This window comes from Pseudomonas sp. URIL14HWK12:I12 (assembly GCF_003097135.1).
Lineage (GTDB): Bacteria > Pseudomonadota > Gammaproteobacteria > Pseudomonadales > Pseudomonadaceae > Aquipseudomonas.
The window spans coordinates 1-18,306 of record NZ_QEQL01000007.1; the positions used below are offsets into that span (position 1 = coordinate 1).

Genomic DNA, 18,306 nt, shown 5'->3' on the forward strand with positions numbered 1-18,306 from the left:
AATGTGAATGACTCCTCGGCACTGGTAGGCCAGATCTCCAGGCCAACCTTAGCCGCCGAGTACTCGCCCTTGAGCAGAGGGGTATCGCCGCTGCACACCTGCTTCAACAGGAACTGCCCTTTCAAACGTTGCCAGCTCAATGTGAGGGTTTCACCGTAGGGCGAGGTGATCGTGTGCGGCAGCAGTTGCGCAAAAGGCCGTTTGTAATAGGCAATGCGATCGTCCAATTCCTTGGTTTTCCCGCCCCAGGCCTTGAGCGCTTCGTTGTAGTCTGCCTGTGCCGCACCGGTGAACCCTATGGGGGATAAAATGCCCAGTGCCCATTGCGTGTGGCCGGAGATTTCAAGGGGCAATTGGGGTTTAGCTTTTTTCTTGATCGCCTCAAGCAGCCGGATGATCTCTAGCCGAAAATCATCGTTATGCTCTTGCTCATCGCTTCCTGCGGCCGCCGGCTTTCCAAGAATCTCCTGCCGGCCACTGGGCAAGTCGAGTGTGAACTGGGTCCAATCCTTATTGCTGCTTATGAAGCAGTTATGCTTGCTCAGGCGTGCTCCTTCACCCAAGCGCTTCCACTCATCGCCAGAGAACTCCGCTGTGGCTCCATCCGCCAACACCAAGCGTCGGTCCCGCGTGTTCAAGCTGGCGAAACGCCAGGCCCAGCCGTCTCCCAGACCCGCTTCATTGCCCCGAAGTGCTGAATAGTGCAGTGTCAGTTCGCACACCGGGCCGCGCCCCGCCAACCCTTGAAGCGTTGCAATCGGGTAATGGGCATGGAACAGCCCCGTCCGAGGGTCTACACCGGTTTCGCTTTGGCCGCTGGCATCGAACACCTCGGAGGTCATGGTATTGCCGTAGTCTTCGCACAACGGGCTGCTGGGCTGATAGGCTGGCAGGGCTTTGGGTGGGGTGAACTTGACCTCGACTACGTCCTGCCATAATGCGCTGTCGTCGAGATAGCCGATATGGCCAATGGTCAGCGCTGCACTGCCGCGATTCGTGTCCGGGACATCCATCACCAGCCTGAAGGCCGTTCTTTTGCGGCCTTTTGCCCAGGCCACTGCATCGGCGCTAACCGAGGTTACCTCGACATCGCTCTTTGCGTACGCCGATATATAGGTGTGGCTGGTCTCTCGAAAACAATCGGCCACCCGATAACCCTTGTTTTTAGCTTCAGGGTCGAGCCGAAACACCAGCTCACCGGGGTTATAGTTGATATATATCAGCGCCGAGCCTTCGTGATAGGCCTTATCGGAAACTTCGGCCTGGAATGAATCGTGCGACGCACGCACGGGCATTTCGTCTGTATTTCCGAGATATTCACCTAACCGCTCCGGGTTCCATTCGCCGCCCTCCCCCAGGGCCTCAAGCTCCACCAGCAGCCCGGCGAACCGAGGTTGCCACAGCCGCCACCCGCCCTTACCCTTGCCAGCTCGATCCAGGGTAGCGTCGCTCGCCTCGCGGCCAACGACCACCTCCGGCCAGCCTTTGAGCGCGATCGCCTCACCCAAGGCTTGCTCCCAGGCGTTCTGATCAGCCGGGGCCTGGGGCACGAAAACCTCGTGCCCCAGCAGCTGGCGGCTGTAGGGGTGGCGTACAGTCACCAGCACCGCCGAGTTCACGCTGCGCCAGGCGGACGACAATGCGGGCCCTGCCACCCAGTTGTCGGCGGCTGGCAGGGACGTGAATACCCGCACACCCTCGCCACGCTGCCAGAGCGTCAACCGCTTGGCATCACCTACCGCAGCGGCTTGCGGAGAAGGGGTTTTGTCGCTGGCGCACAACCAAGGGGCCAGTTCGGACGCGTTCAAGGCCGTTGCCCAGGCCGAGAGCCATTTGCCAGCACCCCGGGCCTCTTTTGCAGGGGACCAGCTGAACTGGCCAAGCAGGCGGTGAGAGTAAGCATCGTAGGCCCAGGCCTGAACAGCGCCTTCAGCCGGCAGCGGCTGGTTGCCGTCCACCTCCTGGGACACCCACCAACTCACCTCCGCCAAAGTCACACTCAACCCAGCGCACTGCGCCACCCAAAACGCATTGCCGGCAGCACCCGGAACGACACTGCACCCATCGGCTCCCAGCACCCCAGCGCGCAGCAAGCGGCTATCGCGATTGACCTGCTCACAAAGCGCCTGAGCCCAGGCAGCACCAGCGTGTGCCTTGCCAGGAGTGAACACGTGATGCTCATAAAGATGCTGAGTGGCCAAGTCTCGCACCTGCACGCAAAGGCTTTTACCCTCACCGACCGCGTAACGCTCATCGCAAGCCAGAGCCTGGACCAGATTGCCTCTGAAGGGCGCAGTGCTGAAGGCGCGGTAAGGGTTGCGGCACCACAGACTCAACCCATCGGCGCTGCCGCACGTTAATTTTCCATCACTGGTCCAGCCGCCTGCACTGAGGCCTGCGCCATTGTCGGCAATGTGTTGGGCGAAGTGTGGCGGCCACTGGTCGGCCTTGAGTGCGGTATCAACCGCTGTATAGTCAAGCCGCACCATCTCCCCGTCGCGCTCGCGTATCAGGAAGGCACTGAGCACCTCGCCTTTGGCAAGATCCCGATCGGCACGGATGGGGCACAGGCTATGCCAACCCTTCTCCAACGTGCCCAGCCGCTGCAGGCTGAACCCTTCCATGTCCGGCAGCAGTCCATCGGGGCGATCAGTGATCTTGAAAGGTACTGAGCTCTGCAACGCAGCCCGAGCAGGCGCGGCAGTAGCAGTAGCAGTAGCTGGGGGCGTCATGGCCATTCCCTCGAAGCACACATTGGCAAAAGGCCGAACGGCTACAGCTTCAACAAGAACACCGACAAGCCCACCTGGGGCTATAGGACAACTTCGAGATGAGCGGAACAACTGGCAAAGATATTAGGAGGGCGGCGAATAGGCATACAAAAAGGCCCCGGCCGGGGTTACCGGCCAGGGCCTTTGCTATGCCAAAGCAATCAGGCCGGCTGCGCCGTGCCCTGAGGTTGCAACGGTAACTGCGGGGCGTGTGCATCAGCGGCGCGCGACTCGCGCCATGCCTTCAGCCACAGCTCGTTGCGCTCTTCCCACACCAAGTGGTGCAGCCGCGAAAGGGCTACAGGGTCGCTAACCAATGCCAAGCGGTCGTTGCCCTTGAGGGCGGCAGGGCCACCTTCAAGTGCTTTGGCCACCCACTGCTGTCGGTTGGCCTCGATCACAGGGTTGCCCGGCTTGTGTCGTGCCGTTGCCAAGGCACAGGCCAAGGCGTTTTGCCGGGGGTCGACCACGCTGCGCACGAAACCATCCTTGAGCGCATGGTAGCGGTTTTCCTGGGTGTACTCGTCGGTAGACACCAGCGCCTGGGGTACTTCGTATTCTTCGGGAATGAGGAAGAATTTGTCCTCCTTGGCTTGCAGGCCAAGGTTGGTACGGCTGGAAATCACCGACACCGGGATCGCCAGGATCAGCGAGACCACGATCGGCGCCAGCCACCACAGGAAGCTGGGGTTCAGCCACCACACCAGCAAGGACCAGAGCACGCCCAGCACAAACTGCGAACCATGGCGGCGCACTGCCTCGCTCCAGGGGGTGGAGTCGTCGTCACGCTGCGGAGAATTCCATACCGCCGCCCAGCCCAGGAACGCGGCCAACACGAAGCGGGTGTGGAACAGCATCCGAACCGGCGCCAGCAACATGGAGAACAACATTTCCATGAGCATCGAAGCGGTAACCTTCAGCCGGCCGCCAAACTCCTTGGCCCCTTGGAACCAGATCAGCACTACGCTGAGCAGCTTGGGCAGGAACAGCAGCACGGCAGTGGTGGAGAACAGCGCGATGGCTTTGTCCGGGTGCCACTGCGGCCACAGCGGGTAAAGCTGACGCGGCTCCAGGAAGTAAGCAGGCTCCATCAGGGTGTTCACCGCCAGCAATGCGGTAGACAGCACCAGGAAGAAGAACCACAAGGGCGCGGACAAGTAAGACATCACCCCTGTCAGGAACACTGCGCGGTGCACCGGGTGCATACCCTTGACTAGAAACAGCCTGAAGTTCATCAAGTTGCCGTGGCACCAGCGCCGATCACGCTTGAGCTCGTCGAGCAGGTTCGGCGGCAACTCTTCGTAACTACCCGGCAGGTCATAGGCGATCCACACGCCCCACCCGGCACGGCGCATCAGCGCGGCTTCCACGAAGTCGTGGGAAAGAATGGCACCGGCGAATGCACCCTTGCCCGGCAATGGCGCCAGGGCGCAGTGCTCGATGAAAGGCTTCATGCGAATGATTGCGTTGTGGCCCCAATAGTGGGATTCGCCCAGCTGCCAGAAGTGCAGGCCAGCGGTAAACAGCGGGCCGTACACCCGAGTGGCGAACTGCTGCATGCGCGCATAGAGGGTGTCCATACCGGAGGCCTTCGGCGCGGTCTGGATGATGCCGGCGTCCGGCGATGCCTCCATCAGGCGCACCAGGCTGGTCAGGCATTCGCCGGTCATGACGCTGTCCGCGTCAAGCACCACCATGTAACGGTAGTCCCCACCCCAGCGGCGGCAGAAATCGTCGAGGTTACCACTCTTGCGTTTTACGCGGCGGCGGCGGCGGCGATAGAAAATGCGGCCGAAGCCACCGGTTTCTCGGCACACGTCCAGCCACGCCTGCTGCTCGGCCACGGCGATGTCGCCGTCGTAGGAGTCGCTGAGCACGAAGAAGTCGAAACGGTCCAGGTCGCCGGTGGCGGCCACCGACTCGAACGTCGCGCGCAGGCCAGCGAACACTCGCGGCACATCTTCGTTGCAGATCGGCATCACCAGCGCGGTGCGGGCGCCCGGCTCGATGGGTTCGTTGCCTGCGCTGGCACCGGAAATGCGGTATTTATCGCGGCCGGTGAGCAGCTCCAGAAAGCCCATCAACGCCGTCCAGAACCCCGCTGAAACCCAGCAGAACAGGATGCCGAACAGTATCAGGATGCTGGTTTGCAGCACGTAGGGCAGCACTTGCTGCGCGCTGACCAGCACGGGCTGGCGCGCCACCTCCTGCAGGTCGATCAAGGCCCAGCCCTGGTAGGGCATGATGCCTTTCATGTAGTAACCGGCCACGATGGTCTGGCCGATCATCAGCAACAGCAGGATGTAGCGCCGGATCGAGCCAACCGTGCGCCAGCGTGCCTTGGGCAGATCCCGCTTGTCGCTCTTGGGCTGCGGCGGCAGGCCCTTGCCCGTCATGCGGCGCCAGCCGCGGGCGACCACGTTGGTCCTCCACGGCTCAGGCACAACGCGGGTGCGGTTGATCGGCGGCGTAGCCTTGAGCTTGACCCGCCCTGCGGCATCGAGCACGAGCATTTCCTGCTCCTGAAGCTCGGCAGCGCTGCCAGCAGTGAGGCGCGCCTGTACCGAGCCCTGGCTGCCATCGGCAGTAAGGGGGCGGTCGGCGAGGCGCTCGTGAAGCTCGTCGAACGATGAGCAGCTAGCCAGTTCCGCACGCTGCTGCTCGCTCAAAGGTAGATGGGCCAGATACTCATCGAGCGTCTCTGGCCTGGGTTGTGAATTACTCATCGGCAGGCAACTGGTAGCTCCAGGTTTCAGTCAGGACTTCTTCAGTCGTGACCGGTTTGGTCGCCGCATCAGCGTCAGCTGGCTGCTCGGCTGCAGCGGCCTGGCCATCATCAGGCTTGCCCTCGGCAGGCTTGTCGGCGTTGGCGACCTTTTCGTCCGCCTTGGCTGGCGCTGCCTTGTCGGCTTTCTCAGCCTTGGCCTTGCCCTTGGCTTCAGCCGTTTTCTCGGCCTTGGCGTCGTTGGCAGCGACTTTGGTTTCCTTGGCCTCGGCAGCCTTGCCCTCATTGCCCTTGGCAGCCGGCTTGGCGTTGTCGGGGTTGACCACGTCCTGCACCAAAGCTGCGCGCATTTCGACGTTCTTGCTCGGGTCTTTGACCTTGATGCGCAGGGTCAGGCGCCAACCTTGGGTCTCAGGGTTGTAGCGCACGTTGTTTTCGACCACGTCGGCGTTGTCGCTGACGCTGACCTGGCCACGCACCTGAGCGTCGTCGAGCATTGCCTTGAGCTTGGGCCCGGTAAAATCGACCAGGAAGGCCAGGCTGCCGTCGGCCTGGCGAACCAGGTTGGACTGCTTCACGTCGCCTGTAGAGCGCATGGTCTGCTTGACCCACGCAACATCTGGCGAATGCAGGGAGTCTTCGTCCATGCTCCAGTGCAGGCGGTAGTTGAACTCCAGCGGCTGGCCGGCTTCCGGCAGCTTCTCGGGGTTCCAGTAGGCCACGATATTGTCGTTGGTCTCGTCCGCAGTCGGGATTTCGACCAGATTGACAGTGCCCTTGCCCCAATCGCCACGGGTTTCTACCCAAGCGCTGGGGCGCTTGTCATAGCGGTCGTCGAGGTCTTCATAACGATAAAACTCGCGACCGCGCTGCAGCAGGCCAAACCCTTTGGGGTTTTCGATGGTGAAGCTGCTTACCGAAAGGTGCTTGGGGTTGTTCAGCGGGCGCCAGATCCATTCACCGTTGCCGTTGGCAATGGAAAGGCCGGTAGAGTCGTGCAGCTCATGGCGATAGTTCAGCACCTTGGACGGCTGGTTCTGGCCGAACAGGAACATGCTGGTCAACGGCGCGATACCCAGGCGGCTGACTTGGTCGCGCAGGTAAACGCGCGATTGCACATCGACCACGCTGTCGGTCCCCGGGCGCAGCACCAGGCGATAAGCGCCCGTGGAGCGCGGGGAGTCGAGCAGCGCGTAGATGATCAGCTGCTTGTCGTCAGGGTTGGGCTTCTCGATCCAGAACTCGCGAAAGCGCGGGAACTCTTCACCTGACGGTGCAGCGGTATCGATCGCCAGCCCACGAGCCGACAGGCCATACACCTGGCCCTTGCCTACGACGCGGAAGTAGCTGGCGCCGAGCATGGTCATCACTTCATCGAGCTTGTCGGACTTGTTGATCGGGTACATCACCCGAAAACCGGCCCAGCCAAGATTTTCGACACTTTTGGGATCGATCTGCAGGTCGCCGAAGTCGAACCGGCTAGGGTCGTACTTGATTTCCTCGACCGTCGAAGCGGTGACTTCGTTGATTTTGACCGGCGTGTCGAACTGCATGCCCTCATGATAGAAGGACAGCTTGAATGGGGTTTTGTCTTCTGCCCACTCGACCTTGTCGCGGCGGAAGTGGATCTTCTGGTAATCCGCGAACTTCAGGTCGCGCAGCGCAGGTGGCAGGTTGCTTTTGGGTGCTTGGAATTTCTGCCCCGCCAGCTCCTTGGCCTTGGCCGAAACGTCTTCCAGGCTGAAGGCCCAGACGGGTGATGCGCCTAACAGGCCCAACAGAACGGAACCTGCCATCAAGGCGGAGAACAGACGTTTTCCGGTGGTGGATTCTTTGGTACAAGCACTAGCAATCACGAGCTACCCTCGCCGAAAACAGATCATTTAACCAACGGCCAGCTGTCGAATAGCCAGGTTGGCGAGCATTGTTCCGACTCCAAAAGGGCTGAATGATTCCCTAGTGGACGCCGGCTCACCTCAAGTGTGAAAAAATCGGATCGGTAAAATCTTGGAACACTGGCGCGCGATTATCTAGCAGCGCGTTGAATCGCGCATCAGGGCAAGTGAAGAATTTATGCTACAAAACGGTATTTTTCCGTACCACTGGCCGACTTTTTTTCATCAAGCCTGCAGCATGAATGTTACGGGACCATCATTGATCAGATGAACCTGCATATCGGCCCCGAAACGACCGCTCTGTACCGTAGGGTGCAGCGCCCGTGCCTGCGCCAACAGGTAGTCGAACAGCTGCTGGCCGAGCGCCGGGGGCGCGGCGCTGGAAAAGCTCGGGCGCATGCCACTGCGGGTGTCCGCTGCCAGCGTGAACTGCGATACCAACAGCAGGCCGCCGGCCACGTCGGCCAGTGAAAGGTTCATCTTGCCGTTGGCGTCGCTGAACACCCTATAGTTGAGCAGCTTGTGCAGTAGCTTGTCGGCCTGGGCCTCGGTGTCACCCGGTTCCACAGCGACCAACACCAGCAAGCCGGCGTCGATCGCCCCTACCACCTCGCCCTCCACCTCTACCCGTGCACTGCGCACGCGCTGCAACAGCCCCTTCATGCTTCTTCGAGCGGCAAGTCGAGCAGGCGCCGTGCCATGCGGTCGGCCGCGCGGACCAGCGCATCGGTGATGCCGGGCTCGGACGCAGCGTGGCCGGCGTCGCGAATCACATTGAGCTCACTGCCCGGCCACGCCTGATGGAGGTCCCAAGCGTTTTCCAGGGGGCAGATCACATCGTAGCGGCCATGCACCAAGGTAGCCGGCAGGTGAGCGACTTTGTGAACGTCGCGCAACAGCTGGTTGGGCTCCAGAAAAGCGTTGTGCTTGAAGAAGTGGGTTTCGATGCGTGCGATCGATAGCGCCCTGGAAGGCTCGGAGAAGCGGTCGACCACCAGTGGGTTCGGCCGCAATGTCGCGCACCGCCCCTCCCACAAGGACCAGGCCTTGGCCGCATGCATCTGGGCGATCTGGTCGGCGCCGGTGAGGCGTTTATAGAACGCACCGAGCAGGTCGCCCCGCTCCTCGGCAGGGATGGGCGCCAGATAGTCGTGCCAATAGTCGGGGAACAGGCGATTCGCGCCTTCCTGATAAAACCAGTGAATCTCCTGGGGGCGGCACAGGAAGATCCCGCGCAGGATCAGGCCATGTACACGCTCAGGATGCTTTTGCGCATAGGCCAGCGCCAGCGTCGAGCCCCACGAGCCGCCGAACAGCACCCATTTGTCGATGCCCAGGTGCTCGCGGATGCGCTCCATGTCTTCGACCAGGTGCCAGGTGGTGTTGTTTTCAAGGCTGGCATGGGGTGTGGAGCGCCCACAGCCACGCTGATCGAAGGTAACGATACGGTAGAGGTTGGGGTCGAAGTAGCAGCGGCTGGCAGCGTCGCAACCCGAACCCGGCCCGCCGTGTATGAAGAGCACCGGCAGCCCCTGCGGCGAGCCGCTTTCGTCCACATAAAGCACATGAGGCTCATCCACGGCCAGATCATGCCGGGCGTAGGGTTTGATCTGAGGGTACAAGGTCTGCATCAGGCGCTCCGTCGGGAAGATTCAGCCAGGTGGCATCATAAACCCTTATCGACGCAGGGAGATAGGAGCGCCTCGCCTTCGGCAAACCTGGCTCAATGCCGGATGTCGCTGTCCGGGGTGCGCCAGATCAGGCGGCTGGTGTCGTACCCTTGCTGGCGTGCCTTGGCCATGAGCAACTGGCGGATGTCTTCGGGCACGGTTCGGCTGCGCGTCAGTAGCCAGAGGTACTTGTGGTTGGGGTGGCCGACAATGGCATAACGGTAGTCGTCGCTTAGGTAGATGATCCAGTAGTCCCCAGTGGCAACGCCTGGCAGCACACCGGAAAACCAGGTATCGAAGCTCACCTTGAGGCGGTCGTTGATACCTGGCGATACGCTTCTGGCGGTGCCGTGAGCCTCTTGCATCTCACCATCAAGGGTGCGGCAGCGGTTGAGCACGTCCATATTGCCATCGGCCTTGAGCTGATAATGCGCTTCGGACTGAGCGCAATCGCGCTGGAAGAACATCGGCAACCGTGCCTGCTCATACCACATGCCTTGGTAGCGCTTGAGGTTCACTTTGCCTACGGTGTTGGGCGCCAGGTCTTCACCTTGAGTCGCACAGCCCGCGAGCAACACAACGCCCAAGGCGGCCAGCCATGCTCTCATTGCAAGCCCTGCTCGGTGTAAAGCACGACCTTGTCGGCGGCGTACTGAATGCTCACGAAGCGCTGCTCGTCACCCCAGGTGCAACTGGCCATTCCGGCGGCACCCGAGCACTTGTCGGGCTGGCCCAGCACTTGCTCGACGGCGGTACGGCTCATGCCGGTTTCGATTTTCTTGTAGTTTTCCAAGGTCAACTTGTTGCAGCCGGCCAGAGCCAGGCACAGGGCAAACAGGGCCAAAACGCGGGAATACATGAATCAACTCCGGGACGGGCGGTGTGTGTTTGAGCGGGAAAAGGGTTTCGGGTTCCCGACGACCGGGGAATTCCAGCGCAGTAAAGGCGACGACAGGGCTCAACTTTCTATATGGGCAGCCGAAACGCCCAATAGCGTACACATTCATCCAAAAAAACGTACGCCCGTCCCCGCCCCTGCCTTGAGCCCTGTGCCATGCGAACCCAAAACCTGAAATTCAGCCACAAGATCCTGTTGGTAGCAGCGCTGATCGTGGCGCTGGCTTTTGCTTGCTTCATCCTGTTCAACGATTATCGGCAGCGGCAGTCGCTGTACCAGAACACCGAATCGACCATGGACGAGCTGGGTGCCTTGACCACCAGCAACGTGCAGACCTGGCTGCAGGGCCGAATCGCGCTGCTTCAATCGATGGCTCAGCAATTGGCTGCCCAGGGCACCGAGCAGGAGCAGCTGCGCAGCATCATTGGGCTGCCGGCGTACCCGGCCAACTTCCAGCTGAGCTACTTTGGCAGCGCCCAGGGGTTGATGTTCTCGATACCGACCGGAAATCGCCCGGCCGACTACGACCCGCGTGTTCGCGGCTGGTACAAGGCGGCCAGCGCTGCCGGGGCAGCCACGGTAACCGAGCCCTATATCGCTGCCTCCAGCGGCAAAATGGTGGTCACCGTGGCGGCACCGGTGCAGCGTGATGGCCAACTGAGCGGGGTAGCCGGTGCAGACATCGACCTGTCCCAGATCAGCAACATCATCAATTCGCTCAATTTCGACGGCCATGGCCAGGCGTTCATCGTCAGCGCCAGCGGCAAGATCCTGATCCACCCGGACCCCAAGCTTGTGCTCAAGCCACTGGCCGAAGCCTTCCCGCAGGGCGCGCCAGCGCTGACCTCGGGGCTCAAAGAGGTGGAGTTCAATGGTAAGCCACAGCTGCTCTCCTTCACCCAGGTCAAAGGGGTCCCCAGCGCCGACTGGTACGTAGGCCTGATGCTGGAGAAAGACGCCGCTTACAGCATGCTTGGCGAATTCCGCACCTCAGCGCTAATCGCTACGGTCATTGCGGTGCTGGTGATCATCGGCCTGCTGGGCGTTTTGATCCGTGTGCTGATGGCACCGCTGCGAGTCATGGGCAAGGCCATGGAAGACATCGCCCAAGGCGAAGGTGACCTCACGCGTCGCCTGGCCATCCACGGCAACGACGAGTTCGGCCAGTTGGGCTCGGCCTTCAACCGCTTCCTGGATCGCATCCACGAATCGATTCGGGAGGTCTCTTCGGCCACGGCCCAGGTGCATGAAGTTGCCGGGCGGGTGGTGCATGCGTCCAACGCCTCGATGGGTAAATCCGACCAGCAAGCCCAGCGCACCAACAGTGTGGCGGCTGCGATCAATGAGTTGGGCGCCGCTGCACAAGAGATCGCGCACAACGCTGCGCTTGCCTCTCAGCACTCCAGCGAAGCACGGAACCTCGCCAGCCAAGGCCAACAGGTGGTCGACAGCACCATTACGGCAATGGGCGAATTGTCGGCAAAGATCAGCGATTCCTGCAGCACCATCGAGACCCTGAACACCAACACGGTGAACATTGGCCAAATCCTCGAAGTGATCACCGGCATCTCCCAGCAGACCAACCTGCTCGCGCTCAACGCAGCGATTGAAGCAGCACGTGCGGGCGAAGCGGGCCGCGGCTTCGCCGTCGTGGCGGATGAGGTACGCAACCTGGCGCACCGCACACAGGAATCGGCACAGCAGGTTCAGAAGCTGATCGAAGAGCTGCAGGTCGGCGCACGCCAGGCGGTGGGCAAAATGAACGAAAGCCAGGCGCAGAGCGATAACAGCGTCGGCATCGCTAACCAGGCCGGTGAGCGCCTGAGCAGCGTTACGGTGCGAATCGGAGAGATCGACGGGATGAACCAGTCGGTGGCGACCGCTACGGAAGAGCAGACGGCGGTGGTCGATACCATCAACCAGGATATTTCGGAGATCAACCTGTTGAACCAGGAAGGCGTCGAGAACCTGCAAACGACCTTGCGTGCCTGTGGTGATCTGGAGCAGCAAGTTAACCGGCTGAAACAGCTGGTGGGCAGCTTCAGGATCTGAAGCTCGCCGGCGCCCGCTGCAACGCGCCCGGCCACGCCGCTCACCTTGAGGAGGGCGGCTAGCCGGGCGACGCTCGGCGCTGGTGTTACTGGTGGTAGCCGGTAATCCGCTCGACTTCCTCTTTCGACCCGAGGAAGACCGCAACCCGCTGATGCAGCCCTTCAGGCTGAATGTCGAGAATTCGCTGGCGCCCGTCGGTGGACATGCCGCCCGCCTGCTCGACAATGAACGACATCGGGTTGGCTTCGTACATCAGCCGCAGCTTGCCGGGTTTGGAAGGTTCGCGCGCATCGCGTGGGTACATGAACAGGCCACCGCGGGTCAGGATGCGGTGCACGTCGGCCACCATCGAGGCGATCCAGCGCATGTTGTAGTTCTTGCCCAGCGGGCCTTCCTTGCCTTCGAGCAACTCGTCGACATAGCGCTTGACCGGAGCTTCCCAGTGGCGCTGGTTGGACATGTTGATCGCGAATTCGGCGGTGCTTTCGGGGATCTGGATGTTTTCGTGGGTGAGCACGAAGCTGCCCATTTCGCGGTCCAGAGTGAAGCCCTTCACGCCATCGCCCAGGGTGAGGATCAGCATGGTCTGCGGGCCATAGATCGCGTAGCCGGCGGCTACCTGCTTGGTACCTGGCTGCAGGAACGCCTTTTCATCGAGGCTGTCGTTCTGGCTGAGGTAACCCTCAGGGCAGCGCAGCACGGAGAAAATGGTGCCTACCGACACGTTGACATCGATGTTGGAGGAGCCGTCGAGCGGGTCGAACACCAGCAGGTAGGCACCCTTGGGGTATTTGCCGGGGATCTGGTAGGCGTTGTCCATTTCTTCGGAAGCCATGCCGGCCAGGTGGCCACCCCACTCGTTGGCCTCGAGCAGAATCTCGTTGGAAAGCACGTCGAGCTTCTTCTGTACTTCGCCCTGAACGTTTTCAGTGCCCATGCTGCCTAGCACGCCACCCAGGGCGCCCTTGGATACAGCGTGGCTGATTTCCTTACAGGCACGCGCAACCACTTCGATAAGGAAGCGCAGATCAGCAGGGGTGTTGTTGCTGCGAGTCTGCTCGATCAGATAGCGACTGAGGGTAACGCGAGACATGGAGGAACTCCGGCTTCGAGGGGGATGTTAAAACCCGCGCAGTGTACACCAGCGCAGCGCTTCAGACCCTCCGCGAAGGCGGAAGTTGCCATTGGCTTCCAGCCATCAGTCGAAAGCTGTAAGCAAGCCTGCCCACTGACGGCTGGCCGCTTGCCGCTTTCGCCTGCCTGGCGCGCTGCTAGAGCGCTTTCCAGATGTCCTTGGCGTATTCACCGATGGTGCGGTCGGAGGAGAACCAGCCCATGCGGGCGGTGTTGTAAATTGCTGAACGCCACCATTGCTTGGGCTGGCGCCACAGCTCCTCCACCCGCATCTGCGCCGCCCAGTACGATTCGAAGTCCGCGCACAGCAAGAAGCGGTCGTAATTGAGCAGCCCTTCGACCAGGCCGGCGTAGCGCGAGGGGTCATCCGGGGAGAAGGTGCCTCCGCGAATGGCCTGCAGCACATCGTTGAGCCGGTGCGAAGCGGCAACCTCACCATGGGCACTGAAATCGCCATGATGCTTGCGCGCCTCAACGTCGTCGGCCTTCAGGCCGAAGATGAACATGTGCTCCTCGCCCACGTGGTCGGCCATCTCGACATTGGCGCCGTCCAAGGTGCCGATGGTCAATGCGCCGTTGAGGCCGAATTTCATGTTACTGGTGCCCGAGGCCTCATAACCTGCCGTGGAAATCTGCTCGGACAGGTCGGCCGCCGGGATGATGCGCTCAGCCAGGCTGACGTTGTAATTAGGCAGGAACACCACCTTGAGCAGGCCGCGCACGGTAGGGTCGTTGTTCACGGTGCGGGCGATGTCGTTGGCCAGTTTGATGATCAGCTTGGCCTGGTGGTAGCTGGCCGCCGCCTTGCCGGCGAAGATCTTTACCCGCGGTGCCCAGGGTTTCTCGGGCGTGGCACGGATGGCCTGGTACAGCGCCACGGTGTGGAGCAGGTTGAGCAACTGGCGCTTGTACTCGTGGATGCGCTTGACCTGCACATCGAACAACGCTTTCGGGTCGACCGTCACGCCCAGGCGTTCCTGGATGATCTGCGCGAGCAATTCCTTGTTATGCAGGCGCTGGTCGGCAAAGCGGCGCTGAAAGGTCGCGTCGTCGGCGAATTGGTCCAACCCCTTGAGCTCGGTTTCCGGATGGTCGAGCACGCTTTCGCCCAATTTGTCGACCAGCATGGACGTCAGCTTGGGGTTGGATTGGTACAGCCAGCGGCGGAAGGTAATGCCGTTGGTCTTGTTGTTGATGCGGTCGGGGTACAGGCGGTTGAAGTCAGCGAACACGGTACTGCGCATCAGGTCGGTGTGCAGCGCGGAGACACCGTTGATGCTGTGCGATCCGAGGAATGCCAGGTTGCCCATGCGCACACGGCGGCCATTGGTTTCGTCGATCAGCGACACCGAGCGAAGCAGGTCGAAATCGTGCATCTCCTTGGCGCGCAGGCCGTCGATGTGCTCGGCGTTGATCAGGTAGATGATCTGCATGTGGCGCGGCAGCATGCGCTCCATCAGCCCTACCGGCCAGGTTTCCAGGGCTTCGGGCAGCAGGGTGTGGTTGGTGTAGCTCAGGGTTTCCACCGTCACCTTCCAGGCCTGCGCCCAGGGCAGCTCGTGGATGTCCACCAGCAGGCGCATCAGCTCGGCCACCGCGATGGACGGATGGGTGTCGTTCATCTGGATGGCCACATGCTCACCCAGGTTGGTCACCGTGTTGTGCATGTTGATGTGCCGACGCAGCAGGTCTTGCAGCGAGGCGGAGACGAAGAAGTATTCCTGGCGCAGGCGCAGCTCCTGGCCGGCCTCGGTGCTGTCGGCCGGGTACAGCACCCGCGAAATGCTCTCGGCACGGGCCACGTCGGCGATCGCGCCCAGGTGGTCACCGGCGTTGAAGCGCTCAAGGTGCAGATCTTCCATGGCCCGCGCGCGCCACAGGCGAAGGGTGTTCACACTCTTGCCGCGCCAGCCCACCACGGGGGTGTCGTATGCGACGGCGCGCACGGTTTCGCTCGGCACCCACACCTGGCGGCCAAGGCGGCTGGCCTCAACGTGACCACCGAAGCTGATCGGGTAGATCACCTCTGGGCGCTCGAACTCCCATGGGTTCCCGAAATCCAGCCAGGTTTCGGTCTGCTCTTGCTGCCAGCCGTCGATTACCGCCTGGCGGAACAGGCCGTGCTCGTAACGAATGCCGTAGCCGTGGGCGGCCACGCCCAGCGTCGACATGCTCTCCATGAAGCAGGCCGCCAGGCGCCCAAGGCCGCCATTGCCCAGCGCTGCATCGGGCTCGAGTACCTTGATCTTGTCGAAATCCACTCCGAGGCTGTCGAGCGCCTGGCGAGCAACCTCCAACAAGCCCATGTTGCTCAAGCTGTCGGTGAGCAGGCGGCCGATCAGGAATTCCAGCGAGAGGTAATAAACCCGCTTCTGCTGGCTGCGGTAGATCTGCCGCGTGTGATCCATCCAGTGATCGACCATCTGGTCGCGTGCTGCCAGGGCAATGGCCTGAAACCAGTCGTGCTCGAAAGCGTGCTCCGGGTCCTTGCCCACCGCGTAGGTCAGTTTGGCGAGTACAGCATCACGAAAATCGTTCACATCGACGTTAACTTTGCGGGGTTCCTGAGACATGAGGCGTCCTCGGCACTAGAAGAAAAGGCGAATGAGTTCAGACTAGACCGTCTGACCGAAGGCGGCCTGCCGGGTTCGAGTACATTTGATCGCAAGAAAGCAAAAAACCTGCCGATTGGCTATTTATTGACCAGCCACGCGCGTATCATCGCGCGCCTTCGTTGAACCTTGCGTGAATGCCATGAGACCGACCCTGATTGCCGCTGCCGAACTCGACCGCCTGGAAACCTGGCAGAAATACGCCAGCCATATGTGTGGAAGCTGCATGTCCAGCTGCTGCACGTTGCCAGTGGAGGTGCGCATCAAGGACCTGATCCGCATCGGTGTGGTCGATGAATTCGACAAGGACGAGCCACCGAAGAACGTGGCCAAGCGCCTGCAAAAAGAAGGGATTGTAGAGCGTTTCAACCAGAAGAGCGGGGTTTTCACCCTGGTGCGCATGAGTAACGACGACTGCCTGTACCTGGACCGCAAGAGCCGCCTGTGCACCATCTACGACCGACGCCCCGACACCTGCCGCAACCACCCGAAGATCGGGCCGCGGCCGGGGTACTGTGCCTATAAACCAAAACCGGCCCGCTAGGGGCCGGTTTTGACGCTACAAGCTACAGGCTCTCAGCTACAAAGCAACTTGTAGCTGGAAGCTCGCGACTCCAAGGCTCTTAGGCCTTCGAAGCGCGCTTGCGCTCGTTCTCGTTCAGCAGCTTCTTGCGCAGGCGGATCGACTTCGGCGTGACTTCAACCAGCTCGTCGTCATCGATGAATTCCAGCGCCTGCTCAAGGGTGAACTTGATGGCAGGGGTCAGCTGGATGGTTTCGTCCTTGCCCGAAGCGCGCATGTTGTCGAGCTTCTTGCCCTTGGTGGGGTTGATCACCAGGTCGTTGTCGCGCGAGTTGATGCCGGCCAGCATGCCTTCATACACCTCGTCGCCTGGCGAGAGGAACAGCTTGCCGCGGTCCTGCAGGGTTTCCAGCGAGTAGGTCAGCGCAGTGCCGGCAGCCATCGAAACCAGCACGCCGTTCTGGCGGTGGCCTACGGCGCCGCCTTTGATCGGGCCGTATTTTTCGAAGGTGCTGGTCAGGATGCCAGTACCGGAGGTCATGGTCAGGAAGGCGTTACGGAAGCCGATCAGGCCACGAGCCGGAATGACGTACTCCAGGCGCAGGCGGCCTTTGCCGTCCGGGACCATGTTGGTCAGCTCACCCTTGCGCAGGCCCATCTGCTCCATCACAGGGCCCTGGTGCTGCTCTTCGACGTCGATGGTGACGTTTTCGTACGGCTCTTGCTTCTCGCCGTCTTTCTCGATGATCACCACTTCAGGGCGGCCCACGGCCATCTCGAAGCCTTCGCGGCGCATGTTCTCGATCAGTACCGAGAGGTGCAGCTCACCACGGCCGGAAACCTTGAACTTCTCGGGCGAGTCGCCTTGCTCCACGCGCAGGGCCACGTTGTGCAGCAGCTCTTTATCCAGGCGGTCCTTGATGTTGCGGCTGGTAACGAACTTGCCTTCTTTACCGGCGAACGGCGAGTCGTTGACCTGGAAGGTCATGCTCACGGTCGGCTGGTCGACGGTCAGCGGCGGCAGCGCCTCGACGTTCTGCGGGTCGCACAGGGTCTCGGAAATGAACAGCTCGTCCATGCCGCTAACGCAGATGATGTCACCGGCTTCGGCTTCCTGGACTTCCATGCGCTGCAGGCCGTGGTGGCCCATGATTTTCAGCACGCGGCCGGTACGCTTGTTGCCGTTGTCGTCGATGGCCACCACGGGGGTGTTCTGCTTGATGCGGCCACGGGCGATGCGGCCGATGCCGATCACACCCAGGAAGCTGTTGTAGTCCAGCTGCGAGATCTGCATCTGGAACGGGCCTTCGGCATCGACGGTCGGAACCGGCACATGCTTGATGATGGCTTCGAACAGCGGGTCCATGTTGTCGGCCATGCTTTCCGGATCATTACCGGCGATGCCGTTGATGGCGCTGGCGTAGACGATCGGGAAATCCAGCTGCTCGTCGGTGGCGCCGAGGTTGTCGAACAGGTCGAAAATCTGGTCAATGACCCAGTCAGGGCGAGCGCCCGGGCGGTCGATCTTGTTGACCACGACGATCGGGCGCAGGCCGGCCTTGAACGCCTTCTGGGTCACGAAGCGGGTTTGTGGCATCGGGCCGTCTTGGGCATCGACCACCAGCAGCACCGAGTCGACCATCGACATCACACGCTCTACTTCACCGCCGAAGTCGGCGTGGCCGGGGGTGTCGACGATGTTGATGTCGTAGCCGTTCCATTTCAGGGCGGTGTTTTTCGCCAGGATGGTAATACCGCGCTCGCGCTCCTGGTCGTTGGAGTCCATCACCCGCTCGCCTTCGGCTTCTTTGCGGTCCAGGGTGCCCGACAGCTTCAGGAGCTTGTCGACCAGGGTGGTTTTACCGTGGTCAACGTGGGCGATGATGGCGATGTTGCGAAGATTGTCTCTCACAGGGCGTATCTCGATCGATGAATGCGTAAGGCCGGCGCCAGTGCGCCAGGCCGAATGAACGGGTGCAGCGGGCAGTTCAGGCGTCGGGAGGGCGGTGCCGAATGCTGCCGCCGT

12 protein-coding genes and 1 pseudogene are annotated in these 18,306 nt (G+C 61.4%); 3 read left to right on the top strand and 10 right to left on the bottom strand.

Annotation, left to right across the window (positions count from 1 at the left end; translation table 11 throughout):
• From F474_RS19230 to F474_RS19260, 7 genes are all read right to left on the bottom strand, one after another.
• A partial coding sequence (locus F474_RS19230) for a hypothetical protein (protein ID WP_133244998.1) occupies positions 1–2,732 on the bottom strand: 2,732 nt, incomplete at its 3' end.
• A gap of 200 nt (positions 2,733–2,932) precedes the next feature.
• Entirely contained in the window at positions 2,933–5,497 is a 2,565-nt protein-coding gene (gene mdoH, locus F474_RS19235; RefSeq protein ID WP_097088430.1) for a glucans biosynthesis glucosyltransferase MdoH, read from the bottom strand.
• Positions 5,490–7,352 carry a glucan biosynthesis protein G gene (locus F474_RS19240; protein ID WP_371916174.1) on the bottom strand — a complete coding sequence of 621 codons (1,863 nt, stop codon included), beginning with the start codon at positions 7,350–7,352 and terminating at the stop codon, positions 5,490–5,492. The genes mdoH and F474_RS19240 overlap by 8 nt, the downstream gene beginning before the upstream one ends.
• A gap of 264 nt (positions 7,353–7,616) precedes the next feature.
• Entirely contained in the window at positions 7,617–8,054 is a 438-nt protein-coding gene (dtd, locus tag F474_RS19245; protein ID WP_097088426.1) for a D-aminoacyl-tRNA deacylase, read from the bottom strand.
• Positions 8,051–9,022 (bottom strand): prolyl aminopeptidase, encoded by a 972-nt coding sequence (gene pip / locus F474_RS19250; protein ID WP_097088424.1) that lies wholly within the window; start codon positions 9,020–9,022, stop codon positions 8,051–8,053. The genes dtd and pip overlap by 4 nt, the downstream gene beginning before the upstream one ends.
• Positions 9,023–9,114: 92 nt before the next feature.
• Positions 9,115–9,669: a lipocalin family protein gene (locus F474_RS19255; protein WP_097088421.1), complete on the bottom strand. Its 555-nt coding sequence runs from the start codon at positions 9,667–9,669 to the stop codon at positions 9,115–9,117.
• Complete coding sequence (locus F474_RS19260) at positions 9,666–9,920, bottom strand: hypothetical protein (protein WP_097088418.1); 255 nt, start codon at positions 9,918–9,920, stop codon at positions 9,666–9,668. The genes F474_RS19255 and F474_RS19260 overlap by 4 nt, the downstream gene beginning before the upstream one ends.
• 195 nt (positions 9,921–10,115) lie before the next feature.
• Here F474_RS19260 and F474_RS23370 point away from each other — a divergent pair.
• Positions 10,116–11,156: pseudogene (locus F474_RS23370) on the top strand (cache and HAMP domain-containing protein); the annotation flags it as partial.
• Between the two features lie 90 nt (positions 11,157–11,246).
• Positions 11,247–12,011 (top strand): methyl-accepting chemotaxis protein, encoded by a 765-nt coding sequence (locus F474_RS23375; protein WP_371916178.1) that lies wholly within the window; start codon positions 11,247–11,249, stop codon positions 12,009–12,011.
• An 85-nt stretch (positions 12,012–12,096) separates the two neighbouring features.
• Here F474_RS23375 and F474_RS19270 read toward each other — a convergent pair whose 3' ends face one another.
• Positions 12,097–13,104 (bottom strand): class 1 fructose-bisphosphatase, encoded by a 1,008-nt coding sequence (locus tag F474_RS19270; RefSeq protein WP_097088416.1) that lies wholly within the window; start codon positions 13,102–13,104, stop codon positions 12,097–12,099.
• 178 nt (positions 13,105–13,282) lie between these two features.
• The gene (locus tag F474_RS19275; protein WP_097088414.1) at positions 13,283–15,718 is read right to left on the bottom strand and encodes a glycogen/starch/alpha-glucan phosphorylase; all 2,436 of its coding nucleotides are present in this window, start codon (positions 15,716–15,718) and stop codon (positions 13,283–13,285) included.
• A gap of 181 nt (positions 15,719–15,899) precedes the next feature.
• On the opposite strand from F474_RS19275, the gene F474_RS19280 reads away from it, so the two are divergent.
• A complete protein-coding gene (locus F474_RS19280; protein WP_097088413.1) occupies positions 15,900–16,301 on the top strand; it encodes a YkgJ family cysteine cluster protein in 402 nt (133 codons plus the stop codon).
• 79 nt (positions 16,302–16,380) lie between these two features.
• On the opposite strand, the gene typA is transcribed toward F474_RS19280, so the two are convergent.
• The gene (gene typA, locus F474_RS19285) at positions 16,381–18,192 is read right to left on the bottom strand and encodes a translational GTPase TypA (protein ID WP_097088412.1); all 1,812 of its coding nucleotides are present in this window, start codon (positions 18,190–18,192) and stop codon (positions 16,381–16,383) included.
• Positions 18,193–18,306: the final 114 nt, after the last annotated feature.

Excerpts from the sequence above, each read along its gene's own strand:
- dtd (WP_097088426.1), bottom strand. The coding sequence starts at position 8,054 with ATGAAGGGGCTGTTGCAGCGCGTGCGCAGTGCACGGGTAGAGGTGGAG.
- mdoH (WP_097088430.1), bottom strand. The coding sequence starts at position 5,497 with ATGAGTAATTCACAACCCAGGCCAGAGACGCTCGATGAGTATCTGGCC.
- F474_RS19280 (WP_097088413.1), top strand. The coding sequence starts at position 15,900 with ATGAGACCGACCCTGATTGCCGCTGCCGAACTCGACCGCCTGGAAACC.
- F474_RS19260 (WP_097088418.1), bottom strand. The coding sequence starts at position 9,920 with ATGTATTCCCGCGTTTTGGCCCTGTTTGCCCTGTGCCTGGCTCTGGCC.
- F474_RS19255 (WP_097088421.1), bottom strand. The coding sequence starts at position 9,669 with ATGAGAGCATGGCTGGCCGCCTTGGGCGTTGTGTTGCTCGCGGGCTGT.
- pip (WP_097088424.1), bottom strand. The coding sequence starts at position 9,022 with ATGCAGACCTTGTACCCTCAGATCAAACCCTACGCCCGGCATGATCTG.
- F474_RS23375 (WP_371916178.1), top strand. The coding sequence starts at position 11,247 with ATGGGTAAATCCGACCAGCAAGCCCAGCGCACCAACAGTGTGGCGGCT.
- F474_RS19270 (WP_097088416.1), bottom strand. The coding sequence starts at position 13,104 with ATGTCTCGCGTTACCCTCAGTCGCTATCTGATCGAGCAGACTCGCAGC.
- F474_RS19275 (WP_097088414.1), bottom strand. The coding sequence starts at position 15,718 with ATGTCTCAGGAACCCCGCAAAGTTAACGTCGATGTGAACGATTTTCGT.